Origin of the sequence: Streptomyces sp. NPDC021356 (genome assembly GCF_040641015.1) — a bacterium.
Taxonomy (GTDB): domain Bacteria; phylum Actinomycetota; class Actinomycetes; order Streptomycetales; family Streptomycetaceae; genus Streptomyces.
Map to the genome: position 1 here is coordinate 1 of NZ_JBFACU010000020.1, position 16,023 is coordinate 16,023.

The window sequence follows — 16,023 nt, forward strand, 5'->3', positions numbered from 1 at the left end:
TACGGTCCTGGTCTGGCGGACCGGGTGCGGGCCCTGGCGCCCGAGGGGATCACCGCCGCAACCGACCTGTTCGGAAGGGAGGTGGCCGAGACCGCACTCAAGCTCGGCGTGGCACCCGAGCGGATCACCGTCGTGGCCGACGGCCCCGCCCCGCCGCCCGGTGTGCGCAAGCTGGGCGCCCTCGACGCGGCCCCGGGCACCCTGGAGCGGATCGCCGACGCAATCCATTCTGGCGAGATCACGGTGCCGATCGCGGCGACCTTCCCGGTCGAGCGGATTCGCGAAGCCGTGACGACGCAGGCCGAGAGGCACGTGCACGGCAAAATCGTGGTCGCACTGTGAACCGACACAAGGTGAACTCAGCGACCAGGATTACCGACTTCGGCGTTTCGGGGCCTGATGTGTGTCGGGATCGGTGGCGCGCTTTTGCCGGGCAGATCTCAGTCGCTCGCGCCGAGAGTGTGCGCAAGTGCGTCGAGGGTCACGTCGACGATGGCGCGCAGCTGCTCCGTGCTCGTTCCGGCTCTGCTCATGACGGCGAGGGACTGGTTCACGGCCGCGAGGTGGGTCGCGAAGGACTCGGCCGCCTCGTCGTCCAGTCGGCCGGCCTTCAGCGCGGCGCGTAGCCGGGTGTGCTGGAAGCCGATCGCCTCCCGTGCATGCGCCGCCACGCTCGGGCTCAGCACCGGGGTCGCCATGACAGTTTGGGCCACCAGGCATCCGTCGGGCAGACCGGGGTCCGCGATGCGTTCCAGGGTGATGTCGAAGAACGCCCGCGCGGCTGCCAGGGGCTGGTCGGCGGCACAGGACAACGCGGCGTCGTACCTGTCTCCGTAACGCGTGGTGTAGCGATCCAGGCAGCGCATGAAGAGCGTGTCCTTGTCGCCGAGGGAGGAGTAGATGGAGCTGCGGTTGAGCCCGGTCGCCCGGGACAGGTCGTCCACCGACGTGTCCGCGTAGCCGGCCCGCCAGAACTGGATCATCGCGGCATCGAGCGCTGTGGCGATGTCGAACTGCTTCTTGCCTGCCATGCCGCACCTCCCTCTTGCTCTGCCCTTCCTGGTGGAGACCATCCTCTCATCTTGAACCGACCAGTTCAAGATGGGGTAGGGTGAAGGCATGATCAAGGCCGGACACCCCGCAAACCGCACAGCGCAGCGACACGCGCACCGCGTGCTCGCGGTCGGCGCCATCGCGTCCGTCTACACCGTCGTCATGGCGGGCGGAACGCTGACGATCCCGCTGTACGTGCTGTGGGCCTCGCAATTCGGCTTCGGACCGCTCACCACCGTTGCCGTGTTCATCGCCTACGTCGTCGGAGTCGTCGGCACCCTACTCGTGGCCGGTTCACTGTCCGACGCCATTGGCCGCCGTCCCGTTCTCGCGCTGTCGCTCGCCCTCACGGCGCTGAGCACTCTGGGATTCGCACTGGCGGACGGCCTCACGGTCCTGTTGATCTCGCGTGTGCTGAGCGGCGTGGCGACCGGGCTCATCACCGCGACGGCAACGTCGGCGATCGCGGAACTCGTGCGCGGGCGCAGGACGGCAGCAGTGCTGAGCACCGCGGCCAACATCGGCGGCCTAGGTCTCGGCGTCGTCGCCGCGGGCGTCCTGGCACAATGCGTCACGGCACCGACTCACACCGTGTTCTGGTGCTACCTGGCGACGTGCGCCGTCGCCGGCGTCTCCTGGCTGGTCATCCCCGAGACCGCAGAAGAGACCGCAGACCGAACGGCGTGCCGGCAGCCTCGTATCCGTCGCCCCGTCTTTCCCGACGGAGCGAGCCGGGTGCGGTCGTTCGTCGCCAGCGGCGTGCTCGTCGCGGCCTCCTCGGGCGTCAACGGGTTCTTCTCCTCGCTGGCTCCTGCGTTCCTGCGCGATGACCTGGGTGTGTCGAACTTCGCCGTCATCGGCGTGGGTGTCGGCGCGCTGTTCATCAGCGCGCTGCTGGCGCAGATCGTCACGCCTGCGGCCCTTGTGCGACGCGACATGGGGACGGCCCTCCTGGTCGTGGGGATGATCGTCATCGAGGCCGCGCTGTGGACCCACTCCGTGCCGCTTTTCATCGTCGGCACTGTCTTCGCCGGCGCGGCAGTCGGAACGCTGTTCCGACATGGTCTGAGCGTCACCGACGCACTGTCCGATCCCGGCAATCGAGCCGAGCTCAATGCAACCTACTTCTTGTTCCTCTACTCCGGGCTCGTCGTCCCGGTCCTGCTGCTCGGTTTCGCCGATCAGGCCGTCGGGACACGGGTCTCCAGCACCATGCTCGCCGCTCTCGTCGTGTCCACGGCGCTCGTGGGCCTCGCCCTCGGCCGACGCACCGAACCAACCAACACACCTCACACCTTCAGCAGACCGTCCACACACCTCACACCAGTGGAGGAGAATCATGAATGATCCCGCAAGCACCCCACGCGTCTCCGGCAACCCGGTCCGTGACCTGCCGCTGCCCGACCTGGCCGGTTTCACCCACCGTTGGGTCGACGCGGACGGCGTCCGGCTTCACGCGGTCGAGGGCGGCCGGCCGGACGGTCCAGCCGTCGTGCTGCTCGCCGGGTTCCCGCAGACCTGGTGGGCATGGCGCAAGGTGATGCCGAACCTGGCCGACCGATTCCGAGTCATCTCGATCGACCTGCCGGGCCAGGGCCACTCCGAACGCCCGGACATCAGCTACGACACGCACACGGTCGCTGCGCACGTCCACGCCGCGGTCAAGGCGCTCGGAGTCTCGACATACTGGCTGGTCGCCCACGACATCGGCGCGTGGGTCGCCTTTTCCCTCGCCTTGAAGTACCAGAGCCAGCTGCGTGGCCTGGCACTGCTCGACGCCGGGATCCCGGGCATCACACTCCCCGACGCCATTCCGACCGACCCCGAGCAGGCGTGGAAGACCTGGCACTTCGCCTTCCACCTCGTGCCCGACCTGCCCGAGGCACTGCTCGCCGGCCGCGAGCGGGAGTACGTCGGCTGGTTCCTGAAGGTCAAGACCCTTTCCTCTGACACCTTCGACGACGCCGAAATCGAGCAATACGCCGCGTCCGTGGCCGCCGGCGGCGGTCTCCGTGCATCCCTGGCCTACTACCGGGACGCCGCCGAGTCGGCGCAGAAGAACCACGAGGCGCTGGAACAACAGCGCCTGACGGTCCCGGTTCTCGGGATCTCCAGCAGCCACGGCTCCATCCCCGACATGGCAGCTTCCATCGGGCCGTGGGCCGACCACGCCACCGGGATCGTCGTGCCGGACGCAGGACACTTCATCCCCGATGAACAGCCCGAAGCCGTCGCTGCCGCTTTGACCGACTTCATCACCGAAGACGATTGAGACTGGGCGGAAGCATGTGGGAGAACCGGCGCCCGCACCCCTGGCCAGTGTCCTGCGCCGGAGATCCGTCGGCAGAAGCGGGCGAGGGAGTCGAGGATCTCTTCGGCGGTCTTGGTCCAGATGAGCGGTTCGGGGTCCTCATTCCAGTCCTTGAACCATGCCCGGCTCTCTGCTTCCAGGGTCTGGATCTTGTGTGCCCCACGACGTGACGGCCTCCGCCGCGCTCGCGGCCCGGCCGACGGAGGCGAGGCGGTGATGACTTCGCCCGTGGCGACATCGAACGCGGCGAACAAGGTGGTCAAGCCGTTGCGCACATAGTCGTGGGCGCGCCGCTCGGGCATGCCCGCAGGGCAGGTGGGTTTTGCTGGTCAGTCCGCCTCGGGAGCGGCCGAGACCGGGACTGCGGAGCCCCCTTTTTCGGGCTCCCGCCACATGCTGGTGGGCCCGGACGACGGTGGAGTCGACCGACACCAGCCAGCCGATGACACCGGCCGCGCCCGCCCGAGTCCGGGCCGCCCGCAGCAGATGAACTCCCACTCCGTATCGGTCAGTTCATGACGACGTATCATGACCGTGGTCCACCACCCGAGATCAATTGAAGACACTGCCTGGTCCTTCTGGACCTGCCGCGCCTTTTGCCGAACACGCTCCACCAGCGGTTGTACCGGCAGATCGGTCTGCGACAGGTGAGCTGCGGCCCGGACCGGCGCAGGACCTCGTTCTCCTGCTCCAGCAGCTTGATCCGCTGACGCGCGATCCGTAGTTCTGCGTTCTCCTGCGTGGTCGTTCCGGGTTTCACCCCGGCGTCGATGTCCGCGCGGCGCATCCACTTCGACAGCGTCACCGCGTCGACTCCGAAGTCGGCGGCCGCCTGCTCGATTGGCACACCCGGGCCGCGGTTCCTCGCGACCCGCACGACGTTCGCGCGGAACTCCTCGGGATATGGGCTGGGCACAGCGACATCCTTCCCACCCGGCGCGTCACTGGCAGCGCCGGCAGTCAGGTGGAAGGTCCAGGGCGCCAGCCCGCCACCGGGACAGCGGCACGCAGCGCCTGTGTGTACTCCTCGGCCGGGGTGTCCAGGACCTGTGCGCAGTCACCGTGTTCGACCACCCTTCCGTGGCGCAGCACCAGCACGGTGTCGCACAACTGCCGTACCACCGCGAGGTCGTGGGAGATCAGAAGGTAGGCGATGCCCGTCGCTGAGCGGATGTCCGCGAGCAGGTTGAGGACCTGCGCCTGGATGGACACGTCCAGGGCGGAGACGGCCTCGTCCAGGATCAGGACGCGGGGTTCAGCGGCGAGGGCTCGCGCGATGGCGACGCGTTGGCGCTGGCCGCCGGAGAGTTCGCGTGGGCGGGCCGTGGCCTGACGTTCGGTCAGGCCGACCTGGTCCACCAGTTCGGCGCGCCGGGCCGCCCGTTGGCCGGTGGTCAGCTTGGTGTGGTGGCGCAGTACCTCGTCGACCGCCGCTTGGGCGCTCTGGCTGGGGTCGAGCGAGGTGTAGGGGTCCTGGAAGACGATTTGCATCTCCCGCGCTCTGCGGTCGCGTTCCGCCGAGCGCCGGGCTGGGGCCGTGCGGTCGCGGCCGAGGACGGCGATGCTGCCGGCGCTGGCCCGTTCCAGACCGACGAGTATGCGGGCGATGGTGGTCTTGCCCGATCCGGATTCGCCCACGATGCCCAGTGAGCCTCCTGGCTCGATGGCGAATGTGACCTGGTCGACGGCTGTGTGGTGGGTGTGGCCGCTCATGCCGTCCGGAACGCGGAAGGTCTTGCTGAGGCCGGTGACCGATACCGCGTCAGCGCTCATGACTTTGTCTCCCGGGCGTTGATCTCGGTGACCCGGTGGCAACGGACCAGGCCGCCGTGGAAAGGTTCCAGTCGCGGCCGCACCGCGTGGCACGCTGGTTGGACGTGGGCGCAACGCTGCGCGAACGCACAGCCGTTCCCGGCCTCGAAGGCCGACACCGGGCGTCCTGTGATGGCATCGAGACGCTCGGCCCGTTGCTCGATCGAGGGGCGCGAGCCGAGGAGCCCCAGGGTGTACGGGTGGGCAGCGCGGGTGTGCAGTTCGGTTGCTTCGCGGAGTTCGATGATCTGGCCGGCGTACATCACGGCGACCCGGCCGCAGACCGCGAGGGCCAGGTCCAGATCATGGGTGATGAAGACCATCCCGAGGCCGCGTTCGCGGCGGAGTCGGTCGAGGATGCCGACGACCTCGGCCTGGATGGTGACGTCCAGGGCGGTTGTGGGTTCGTCCGCGAGGATGAGCCGGGGTTCGGCGAGCAGCACTGATGCGATCATGACGCGTTGCAGCATGCCGCCGGAGATCTCGTGCGGGTGCTGCCGCAGCCGCCGTACCGGGTCGTCGATGCCGACCTCGGCCAGCACGGCGGCGGCCCGGGCCTCGGCTTCCTTGCGACGGACGCCGCGGTTGCGGACCAGGGCTTCCGTGAGGAAGGCGCTGATGCGGCGGGTGGGGTTGATGTGTGCGCGAGGGTCCTGGAAGACGACACCGACGCCGTTGTCGCGGTAGCCGCGCAGCGCGCCGGCGTCCATCGCGCCGACCTCCTTGCCGTCGAAGCTGATGGTGCCGTCGAGTCGCGTGCCCGGCGGCAGCAGCCGGGTGATGGCGCGCACGGTCATGGACTTGCCGGATCCGGACTCGCCGACCAGGCCGAGGGCTTCACCGGGGGCGAGGGTGAGGTTGATGTCGTCGAGTACGGTCTTGTGGGCGTCGGCCCCTGGGTCGTCGCCGGCGAGGCGCACGGTGAAGTCACTGAGTTCCAGTAGCGGTGTGGCGGTCATGAGAGCGCTCCGGTGAGGGCTTTGCGCATCCTGGGCTGTGCGCGGCGGCGCAGGTAGGGCTGGGGGCGCTCGCCGTTGATACGGGCGCCGAGGACGGTGAGCGAGAGCACGCAGAGCACGATGAGCACCCCGGGCGCGAGGATCGGCAGCCAGTAGCCGCCCATCAGGGCGTTGCTGTCGCTGACCATGACGCCCCAGTCGGGGGTGGGAGCCTGGACGGCAAGGCCCAGGTAGGACAGGGAGGCGAGGTCGAGCAGTGCGTAGCCGAACGCGATGGCGGTCTGCCCGAGCACCACCGGGGTGATGTTGCGCAGGATGTGGCGCAGCGTGATCCGCAGCACGCCGAAGCCCTGGACGGTGAGCGCGTCGACGTAGGGGCTGACCCGTTGCTGTCGGGCGGCGGCCAGCACGATGCGGGCCAGGAAGGGGACGTAGGCGATCGACAGGGCAGCGACGGCCGGGGCCAGGCCGGGACCGAACAGGGCCACTGCGATGACCGCCAGCAGCAGGCCGGGAGTTGCGTAGACGAGGTCGAAGAGGCGGGCGATGACGGCGGCCACCGCCCCGCCGGACCAGGCGGCGGCGAGGGCGAGGGGAATGCCGGCGAGCAGGGCGACGGCCACGACCAGGACGGGGCCGATCAGGCTGGTGCGTGACCCGTACATCAGCCGGGATGTGATGTCCCGGCCCAGGCCGTCGGTGCCGAGCAGGTGGGTGGTGGAGGGCGCGGCGTAGGGGTCGAGCACGGACTGGGCGTCGGGGTCGTGGGGGGCGAGCAGCGGGGCGGCGATCGCGATGACCAGCACGATGGCGAGGAAGACCGCGGCGGCGGTGCCGGCCGGTCCGAGCAGCGTCCGTAGCCGGGTCAGGCGTGTGCGGGGCGGCCGTGCGGGGGCGGTGTCGGGGGGCCGGGTGGGTGCGGCGGTCATGTGGTCCTTCCGGTGCTGCGCAGTCTCGGGTCGATCAGGGCTTGGGCGAGGTCGCTGAGGGCGTTGCAGATGACGAAGGCCGCGACCAGGAGGAGTGAGACGGCCTGTACCACCGGGAAGTCCTTCTGGGCCACGGAGCTGATGGTGAGCTGTCCCATGCCGGGAACGGCGAAGGCGGTCTCGACGATCAAGGTGGCGGCGAACGTTCCGGAGGTGAGCAGCGCGACGGCGGTGACGATCGGGGGCAGGGCGTTGCGGAACACGTGGTCTCGGAGGACCGCCCAGCGGGGCAGGCCGCGCACGAGAGCGGTCTGGACGTGTTCCTTCGCCAGTTGTTCGCGCAGCGCGTTGCGTGTGATCCGGGCGAGGAAGCCGCAGTTGGTGAGCGCGAGCGCGGCGGCCGGCAGGACCAGGCCCCGGACCTCGCCGCCGGCGCCGGTGCCGAGACCGGAGGCGGGGAACCAGCCCAGATGGACGGCGAAGGCCGAGATCAGCAAGGCGGAGGTGACGAACGGGGGGACCGTGACGGAGAGCGAGGTCAGGGCGTTGGCGGCGGTGTCCACCGGGCCCGGCCGCAGCGCGGCGGCGGCGCCGAGACCGAGGCCGAACACCACGACCACGCTCATGGTGAGGGCGACGAGCATGAGAGTGACACCGAGTCCATGCCCGACGCGGCCGGAGACGGCCTGACCGGTGACCATGGAATGGCCGAGGTCACCGTGGAGCACGCCGGTCAGCCAGTCCCAGTAGCGGACCGGCAGCGGCCGGTCGAGGTGGAGTTGGTGGGCGACCGAAGCGCGGGCGGCGGCGGACGGCGCGCGGCTGCCGAACAGGACGTCCTCGGGGCTGCCGGGCGCGAGGTAGAGGCTTCCGAAGATCACTACACTCGACAGCAGGAGCGTGGTGGCCAGTCCGCCGAGGCGGTTCAGCAACAGCCGGCCCATCAGGGCGCACCCATCGAGGCGGCCCAGGCGTTGTCCATGTAGGAGAAGGTCAGGGGGGCTCCGGTGACTGCCTTGTTCTGGAACAGCAGGGCGCGGGGCGCCACGATGGGGATCCAGGGCAGGTCCCTGGCGATGACCGCCTGGGCCCGGGTCACGTACTGGGCGCGTATCCGCTGGTCCGGTGTGCCCTGGGCCTTGGAGAGGTCGGCCTCGACGGTGGGATCGGTGTAGCCGTTGAAGTTCTGCGCGCCGTTCTTGGTCGCGTAGCTTGCGTACATGTTCGCGGCCTCGGGGTATTCCAGGTAGTTGATGGTGAGGAAGGAGTCGTAGGGGGCGCGGGCCTTGGGTGTGATGAAGAGGTTGCCGTACTGCTGGTCGGGCAGACCGGTGATCTTTGTCTTGAGGCCGATCGAGTTGCCGGCCTGCTGGAGGACCTGGGCGATCTGGGCCTGGGCGGGGCTGTCGGCGGCGTAGCCGATGTTGATCTGTCTGCCGGTGGCCCCGGCTTTCTCGACCAGCTCGGTGGCCGCGCCGGTGTCAGGGCGCCGCACCAGCTTCTGGTAGGCGGCGGAGTAGACGGACCTGGCGGGGCTGGTCTGCCACATGCCCGGGCCGGCGACGGTGTAGAGCGGGTCGGCCGCGCCGTTGAAGAGGGTTCGCGCGATGCCGTCCCGGTCGATGGCCATGGACAGCGCCTGCCGTACCCGGACGTCGGAGAGGGGACCGGTGAACCGGGAGACGATCAGGTCGATGTTCTGGGTGGTGGAGCCCGTCGCGCCGACGTAGAGCTTTCCGTTGGCGGTCCTCCTCAGCCGGGTGATGGTGGAGGGAGGGAGGTCGAAGGCGCCGTCGAGGCTGCCGGATGTCAGCGCGTTGGCTATCGCCGAGGGGTCGGCGAGGAACCTGAAGGTGAGGGTGGTGGCCTTGCCTGCGTGGGCGCGGTCCCAGTAGGCGGGGTCGCGCTTGAGCACCATGGTGTTCGTGCCGTCGAAGGAGGCGATGGTGTACGGACCGGAGCAGACCACCCCGGTGTCGGCGTTGCCGAAGTTCGGGCCCGCTTTGACCGCGAACTCCTTCTCGACGACGGCCCCGGCCAGGATGCCGAGGCTGCGCACGAACACGTAGTCGGGCCTGCTGAAGCTGATGGTCACCTGGCGGGCGCCGGTCGCCTTGACGGAGGTGACGTCGGCGTAGGAGTCGGCGTAGTTGCTGGCCTCGTCGGGGTCCTTGTTGCGCAGCAGGCTGTACACGACATCCGTGGTGGTGACCGGATGCCCGTCGCTGAACGTGGCGCGCGGGTCGAGGTCGAGGACCAGGTGCCGGGAGTCCGGCTGCGACCAGCTCTTGGCGATGCCGGGGTTGAGGCTGTAGTCGGGGCCGGTGCGCAGCAACGGCCGGCAGACGTTGCCGAGGACGGTTTCCTCGGGATAGTCGGCGGTCTTGAGCGGGTCCTCGGAGTACGGGGCACGGTAGTCGCCGTACCAGGTCAACTTGTCCAACGGACCCTTGCCGGGTGGGGTGGAGACCCGCGCTGTGCTGAAGTTGCTCGTGACCCCGGCTCCGGTGCCGGAGCCACCGGAGCCACAGGCGCCGGCGAGCAGGGCGAGCGCCACGAGAAGGGGCGCGGCACGCAGGAGTGTTCTGTGCACGATCGTGCCTCTCTTCGACGGGAAGGGCGTCCGGACGGCTGCCGGCCCGGGCTATCGGGCGGCGTGGACGAGCGCGCCCTCGACGTAGGTACGCAGCACCCGCGTCTCGCCGATGGCGTCGGCCGGCCCGGCGAAGGGATTGCGGTCGAGTACCACCAGGTCGGCGTACTTCCCGGTCTCCACCGAGCCGGTGTCGGTGTCGAGGTGGTTCACACGTGCGGTGCCGGCCGTGTAAGCGGCAAGGGCGCTGCCGAGGTCGAGGCGCTCCGCCGGGGCGAGGACACGGTCGTCGGCGCCGGGGCCGCGGCGGTTGACGGCGACGTGGACGCCGAGCATCACGTCGGGGGTGCTCACGGACCAGTCGCTGCCGGCCGCGAGCATCGCGCCGGAGCGGACGAGCGAGCCGAAGGGGTACTGCCGGCCGGCCCGCGGCTCACCGAGGAACGGAATGGTGAGGTCGTCCATCTGTGGTTCGTGCATGGCCCACAGCGGCTGGATGTTGGCGGTGGCGCCAAGCTCGCGGAAGCGCGGAATGTCGTCGGGGTGGACGAGCTGCAGGTGCGCCAGGTGGTGACGGTTGCCGCGCGGGCCGTTGCGGCGCAGGGCTTCCTCGACTGCGTCGAGAGCGCTCCGCACCGCGCGGTCACCGAGGGCATGGAAGTGGACCTGGAAACCTTCCGCGTCGAGCGAGCTGACGTACCCACCGAGTTCTTCGGGGTCGATGAAGTCCAGGCCGGACGTGCCGCTGGAGCAGCCGCAGCCGTCGAGGTAGGGCTCCAGCATGGCGGCGGTGTGGTTCTCGGCTACGCCGTCGAGCATCATCTTGACGCTGCCCGCGCTCAGGCGCCCCGTCTGTGCCTCCTCACGCCGGGCGAGGAACCGCGGAAGCTGCTCCATCCCGCTTTCCCGGTCCCACCACTGGGCGGCACGCACCCTGGCGGTGAGAGTGCCCTGCGTGGCAGCGGCGAGATAGGCGCCGTAGACGTCGCCGGGCCCGAAGCCCGGGCCGACCGCGGCGTCCTGCCAGCCAGTGATGCCGAAGCTGTGCAGGTGGCGCTGGCCTGCGAGGAGACCCTCGTAGAAGTCCTTTGCGGAGACAGCCGGGATGTGCTGCGTCACCAGTTCGGCGGCGCCTTCCTGAAGCATCCCGGTGGGCGTGCCGTCGGCGTCGCGTTCGATCCGGCCGTCGGGCGGGTCGGAGCTGGCGTGGGTGATCCCGGCGATGTCCAAGGCGCGGGTGTTGGCCCACACTCCGTGGCCGTCGCGGTTGGGCAGGGCGACGGGACGGTCGGGGACCACGGCGTCGAGCAGCGCGCGGTGCGGGGTGCCGCCGGGAAACGCCTCCATGCTCCAGCCGCCGCCGGTGATCCACTCGCGGTCGGGGTTGGCGGCGGCGTAGGCGGCGACGGTGTCGATGTAGTCCTGGGCGTCCTCTAGATCGTGCAGGTCGCAGGTGCGCATGGTCGTTCCGGCCAGGACGGGGTGCACGTGGGCGTCCTGGAAGCCGGGGAGCAGCAGCTTTCCGGCGAGGTCGACGACCTCGGTGCCGGCGCCGATGAGGTGGGCGACGTCATGGTCGCTGCCGACGACGACGATGCGCCCATCGCGGACGGCGACCGCATCGGCCCAGGAGCGGGCCGGGTCGACCGTGTAGACGGGTCCGCCGCTGAAGACGAGGTCGGCGAAGTGGTGATCGCGGGGCACTGAACCTCCGTGCGAGAGCTCGAAAGGAACTTGTTTCGGCCGGATGAGCGAACATCACAGCCGATGACACGAGCACTGTCAATGGCGTTGACAAGGTGCTGCGGTTACGATCGGATCCACTCACCTGGAGGCATGGCCCCGGCCTTGAACGGAAGGAACCGCAGTGGCGGAGCAGGGCACCACGGCAGCCGGCCCCAAATCCAAGCGGCGAGCGGTACTCAGCCGCGAAGCGATCCTGAAGGCGGCCATGCGGCTGTGCTCGCCCGAAGGCGGCGGGCTGTTGACGTTCAGCCGGCTCGGCAAGGAACTGGGCGCGGACCCTACAGCCGTCTACCGGCACTTCCGCGACAAGGACGAACTGGTACTGGCGTTGACCGACCTCCTGATCGAGGAGTCGCTGACACTTGCCGCACGTTCAGCACCGGATCACCGGCATTGGCGCAACTGGCTGAGCGCCACCGCACACGCCATCCGCACCGTCCACCTCGCCCGGCCCGCGCTGGCCGTCCTCTGTGCGACACGCACCACCGCCAGTCCCGCCGAGACCAAGAGCGTCGAGGAGATAATCGACGTCCTCCACCGCGCCGGACTGCCGGTGATCGAGGCCGCCGAGTGCTACCGGACGCTGCTCGACCTGACCTTGGCCTTCGTCCAGTCCTCGGCGGCGTTCCTCACCCTGGACCCGGAGGCCCAGGCCAAGGACGACGCCGCCTGGGCCGTCAAGTACGGGTTGCTGCCGGCCGATCGGTTTCCTCTGCTGCACCAGAGTTCACCTCGGCTGACCGAGCTCTTCCGCAATGACGAAGAGGTCTTCCGGCTGGTACTGGAGACGTTTTTGGACGGGATCGCGCTGAAGATCGAGCGTGCGCAGCGCACCGGCTGAGCGAGCACGCCGGGAGCGCTGCGGACGACACCGCGGAAGCCGAGTCGGTGGGACGGCTTGCGGACCACTTCGATGGTGTGACCGTAGGCTGTCTCCGCATACGCGAAGGGAAACAGTGTCCTGACCGCCCCTGGTGCACCACCGCGAGAGTGCCCGAAAGGTGGGCTTTTCCCCGCGAGAACTCCGCGACCTTCCGACCTGCCGACCTGGCGACCTGGCGACCTGGCGACCTGGCGACCTGGCGACCTGCAAGTCCGCGTCCGCACCTAGGGCGCGTATCGAGTCGTGATCAATCTGCGATTCGCTCTCGCGGTGGGGCTGGTCCGATAGATCTTCTTGCGTGACGCGAGTGCAACTGACGGACGCAGAGTGGGAGTTCATCGGGCTGTACCTGCCGATCGGCGAGTACGGCCCGTACCCCGAGCGGCTCCGGCAGCAGCTCGAGGGTGTGATCTGGCGGTTCAAGACCGGCGGGCAGTGGCGGGAGATGCCGCAGGAGTTCGGCGCCTGGTCGACCGTGCACAACCGCTTCCGGCAGTGGCGTGACGCCGGCGTCTGCGAGGCCCTGCTGGAGGGCCTGATCGCGGAAGCGGCGAAGCGGGGTGAGATGGACCTGTCCCTGGTCAGTATCGACTCCACCACCGCGCGGGCACACCACGATGCCGCCGGGATGCACCCGGGCGAGGACGTCATCACCGTGTTGGAGAAGGCTGCCGCCGAGGAGGAGAAGGCCACGTCAAAGGGGGCAGCCTCGAAGAACAAAACGGGCAGGACGTCAAAGCAGATCCCGAGCGGGAGAGCGACGACGCATCCGGCGTCGGTGAAGAGTCCGCCTGAAGGCCGCTCTCCTCGGACGCTCCAGGGCCGGGCAGACCAGCAAGGTCCATCTGGCCGCCGACCGCAAGTGCCGCCCGCCGGCGTTCGTGCTGACCGCGGGCCAGGCCGCGGACAGTCCGCAGTTCATCCCGGTGCTCAAGAAGTTACGGGTCCGCGGCCCCGTCGGCCGCCCCCGCACCCGGCCGGACGCGGTCGCCGGGGACAAGGCCTACTCATCCCGCGACAACCGGGCCCACCTGCGTCAACGCGGCATCAAGGCAGTGATCCCCGAGAAGAAGGCCCAAGCCTCCAACCGGAAGGAGAAGGGCTCCGGGGGCGGTCGCCCCGTCAGCCACGACGCCGCCCTCTCCAAGGAGAGGAACACCGTCGAGCGCCTGTCAACAAGCTCAAGGCCTGGCGAGGCATCGCCACCCGATACGACAAGGCCCCGGACAGCTACCTCGCCGGCCTCCCCCTACGAGCCTCGATGATCTGGATCAAAGACCTCACCCGAGGCACCCCTTGATCACAGCCCTGTCACGCCCTGAGCGGTCGGCTTCAGAAGTCTTTCGGGGGTTGACTGCGGAGCCGACCATGCGTCTGAGCGCCGGTCAGAGGTCGGGGCCAGCGCCGACGGGTCGCGGCCGGACGGGTCGAGATGGGGTGGCACCCCGGCACAGCCGACAGGCGGGCACCGCCGCCGAGCCGCACAAGCCGACTGTGCGGACGCACGAGGGTGGCCAGCCGCCGCCGGACGCTGTCGCCCCAAAGGCGGCAAGAGCGACTGACCACAGCACAGCCACGGTCGACGACGGCCTCAGCCCAGGAACTCCGGGCGCGTTGAGGCCGAGGTGCTGAGGTCGACTGGTTCGGGAGCGGGGCGCGGGCTGCCGACCTGTCGGCGTCGTACCAAGAAGCACGAGACGACGCCGACCGCGATCACCATGATGGGCACTGCCAGGGTCGGCCGCATCGCGTGGACGACCCCGTGTTCGAACGTGGACGCCGCCACCTGATCGATGTGATGGGCCAGGCTTGTCGGTGTTCCCTGCGGCGGGTGGACCACCGCGCCGTTCCGCCCGATGCCGACTTCCTGACCGCTCTCGGCGGCGTTGCGGAAGTCGGCCAGGAATTGGCCGCGGACGTCGGCCGGGAGGCCGGCAGCCCGCTTTGCCGCTTCGTCTTGCAGCGAGGCGGCCAGGCGGTTCTGCAGTACTGCGCCGACTGCGGCACTGCCGATCACTGTGCCGATCTGGCGGATCGTGTTCATCACGCCAGAGGCCGCCCCGGCCATCGTGGGCTCCACGTTGTACATGGCGACCGTGACCATCGGGCCGAACACGCAGCCGATGCCTACCCCCGCCGTGACCAGGGCGGGCTGGAACTCCCACCACGCGCGGCCGACATCGGTGACCCAGGTGAGCCAGGCCATGCCGGCCGCGAACAGGGTCAGACCGGTCATCAGGACGTACTTGCCGCCGATCCGGTCCGCCATTCGGCCCGCGACCGGCGACAGCACCGCTGACACCACCATCGCCGGCGCCATCACGAGTCCGGCTGTGAGGGCGCTGAAGTTCAGCACCGACTGCAGATAGATCATCACCGGCAGGAACAGACCGAGCATCCCGACCTGGACGGTCGCGGACACGAAGCTCATGACCGCGTAGTTGCGGTCGCGGAAGAGCACGAAGGGCAGCAGCGGTTCGCCGTGCTGCCGGGTGCCCTGGTGGATCAGGAACAGCACCAGCAGCAGGGCAGCCGTGCCCAGCAGCGCCCAGATCCCTGTGTCCCAGTCATATCGCTGGCCCTCGGTGAGCGCGAAGGTGAGGCATACCAGTGTCGCCGCGGCGAGTATGACACCCGCAATGTCCAGCTTTCGGTGGGTGCCGTGCCGGATGTCGGGCACGAGCGTGACGGCCATCGCCAGGACGATCGCGCCGATCGGAACGTTGACGAAGAAGATCCACCGCCAGCCGGCGGTGCTGACCAGGAACCCGCCGAGGGTGGGCCCGGCGATCGTGGCCACGCCCGCGACTCCGCCCCAGACGCCGAGTGCGGTGCCCCGGCGCTCGGCCGGGAACGTGCCGATGATGATCGTCATCGTCTGCGGCATCAGCGCCGCCGCACCCAGGCCCTGAACGGCCCGGGTGGCGATGAGCTGGGCCGGATCCTGGGCCAGGGCGCACAGCACCGATGCCACGGTGAACAGCGCGACACCGCCGATGAACATGGTGCGCGGCCCGCGCACGTCGCCCAGTCGGCCGAACGTGATCAGCAGTGCGGCGAGGACGAGGATGTAGACATTGATCACCCATAACACCTCGTCCAGCGACGCGTGCAGGTCGCCGATCATGTTGGGGATGGCGACGTTGACGGCCGTCAGGTCCAGCAGTGTCATGAAGAATCCCAGGCTGAGCGTCAGCAGTACCGCCCATGGATTGCCACGCCATCTGCTCATTCGTATCCCATCCTTCGCTCCTCGCATCCCCACGGTCAGTGACGGAAGCGCCGCCACCGTGTGGGCCCAACACGTCTTGTTGCTCCAGATGTCCTCGCCCGGTACCCGCGTACGGATCCCCTCCCGTGCGCCGTTGCCCGCAGGCGTGTGACCTCGGCTGTGGGCAGGCTGGACAGCGCCTGACAGGGAAGGCGAGCACCCCGGCGACTCACGGCGCTTGCACGGGCTGCTCCAGGAGCCCGCGAAGCTGCTCGTCGGCTCGATGGCCGGTCGCGTTCGGTCTCCGTCATGGCATAGCCGGTGCCGTTCCTCGGAGTTCGCCTCGGCGGTTCGATCAGGCTGTGCTCACGAACAGGAGGTTCAGCAGCACCCTGCTGAACCTCCTGCGGGCGCAATGGCCACTGCCCCGGCAGGGCGAAACCCGTCACTGCCGCAGGATTCACCGGGCGGACCGCAGGCACCATCGGCCGAGGTGAATCAGCCCACCCAGACGAGAGGGAAAATG

The 16,023-nt window shown here is 69.2% G+C and carries 13 protein-coding genes and 2 pseudogenes; 5 read left to right on the forward strand and 10 right to left on the reverse strand.

Annotated elements, in window-relative coordinates:
• A partial coding sequence (locus AB0G56_RS25545) for a zinc-binding dehydrogenase (RefSeq protein WP_360973109.1) occupies positions 1-342 on the forward strand: 342 nt, incomplete at its 5' end.
• Positions 343-440: 98 nt separating this feature from the next.
• Here AB0G56_RS25545 and AB0G56_RS25550 read toward each other — a convergent pair.
• Complete coding sequence (locus tag AB0G56_RS25550; RefSeq protein WP_360973111.1) at positions 441-1,031, reverse strand: TetR/AcrR family transcriptional regulator; 591 nt, start codon at positions 1,029-1,031, stop codon at positions 441-443.
• An 88-nt stretch (positions 1,032-1,119) separates the two neighbouring features.
• Between AB0G56_RS25550 and AB0G56_RS25555 the strand changes: the two genes are divergently transcribed.
• Complete coding sequence (locus tag AB0G56_RS25555; protein ID WP_360973113.1) at positions 1,120-2,400, forward strand: MFS transporter; 1,281 nt, start codon at positions 1,120-1,122, stop codon at positions 2,398-2,400.
• Positions 2,393-3,325 (forward strand): alpha/beta hydrolase, encoded by a 933-nt coding sequence (locus AB0G56_RS25560; protein WP_360973115.1) that lies wholly within the window; start codon positions 2,393-2,395, stop codon positions 3,323-3,325. The genes AB0G56_RS25555 and AB0G56_RS25560 overlap by 8 nt, the downstream gene beginning before the upstream one ends.
• Before the next feature lie 351 nt (positions 3,326-3,676).
• Here AB0G56_RS25560 and AB0G56_RS25565 read toward each other — a convergent pair.
• The 8 genes and pseudogenes from AB0G56_RS25565 to AB0G56_RS25600 form a co-directional block, all read right to left on the reverse strand.
• Positions 3,677-3,790: pseudogene (locus AB0G56_RS25565) on the reverse strand (IS5/IS1182 family transposase); the annotation flags it as partial.
• Between the two features lie 100 nt (positions 3,791-3,890).
• Entirely contained in the window at positions 3,891-4,280 is a 390-nt protein-coding gene (locus AB0G56_RS25570; RefSeq protein WP_360973117.1) for a transposase, read from the reverse strand.
• Between the two features lie 44 nt (positions 4,281-4,324).
• Positions 4,325-5,137, reverse strand: a complete 813-nt coding sequence (locus AB0G56_RS25575) for an ATP-binding cassette domain-containing protein (protein WP_360973119.1) — start codon at positions 5,135-5,137, stop codon at positions 4,325-4,327.
• Positions 5,134-6,135, reverse strand: a complete 1,002-nt coding sequence (locus AB0G56_RS25580) for an ABC transporter ATP-binding protein (RefSeq protein ID WP_360973121.1) — start codon at positions 6,133-6,135, stop codon at positions 5,134-5,136. Before AB0G56_RS25580 ends, AB0G56_RS25575 begins: the two co-directional genes overlap by 4 nt.
• Entirely contained in the window at positions 6,132-7,064 is a 933-nt protein-coding gene (locus AB0G56_RS25585; RefSeq protein WP_360973123.1) for an ABC transporter permease, read from the reverse strand. The genes AB0G56_RS25580 and AB0G56_RS25585 overlap by 4 nt, the downstream gene beginning before the upstream one ends.
• Positions 7,061-8,008, reverse strand: coding sequence for an ABC transporter permease (locus AB0G56_RS25590; RefSeq protein ID WP_360973125.1), 948 nt, complete (start codon positions 8,006-8,008; stop codon positions 7,061-7,063). Before AB0G56_RS25590 ends, AB0G56_RS25585 begins: the two co-directional genes overlap by 4 nt.
• Positions 8,008-9,657: an ABC transporter substrate-binding protein gene (locus tag AB0G56_RS25595; protein ID WP_360973127.1), complete on the reverse strand. Its 1,650-nt coding sequence runs from the start codon at positions 9,655-9,657 to the stop codon at positions 8,008-8,010. The genes AB0G56_RS25590 and AB0G56_RS25595 overlap by 1 nt, the downstream gene beginning before the upstream one ends.
• Positions 9,658-9,708: 51 nt before the next feature.
• Entirely contained in the window at positions 9,709-11,361 is a 1,653-nt protein-coding gene (locus tag AB0G56_RS25600; RefSeq protein ID WP_360973129.1) for an amidohydrolase, read from the reverse strand.
• A gap of 163 nt (positions 11,362-11,524) precedes the next feature.
• On the opposite strand from AB0G56_RS25600, the gene AB0G56_RS25605 reads away from it, so the two are divergent.
• Both AB0G56_RS25605 and AB0G56_RS25610 read left to right on the forward strand, forming a co-directional pair.
• A complete protein-coding gene (locus AB0G56_RS25605; protein ID WP_360973131.1) occupies positions 11,525-12,244 on the forward strand; it encodes a TetR/AcrR family transcriptional regulator in 720 nt (239 codons plus the stop codon).
• A 340-nt stretch (positions 12,245-12,584) separates the two neighbouring features.
• A pseudogene (locus tag AB0G56_RS25610) lies at positions 12,585-13,586 on the forward strand (IS5 family transposase).
• A 291-nt stretch (positions 13,587-13,877) separates the two neighbouring features.
• Here AB0G56_RS25610 and AB0G56_RS25615 read toward each other — a convergent pair.
• Positions 13,878-15,545 (reverse strand): MFS transporter, encoded by a 1,668-nt coding sequence (locus AB0G56_RS25615; RefSeq protein ID WP_360973367.1) that lies wholly within the window; start codon positions 15,543-15,545, stop codon positions 13,878-13,880.
• Positions 15,546-16,023 lie beyond the last annotated feature (478 nt).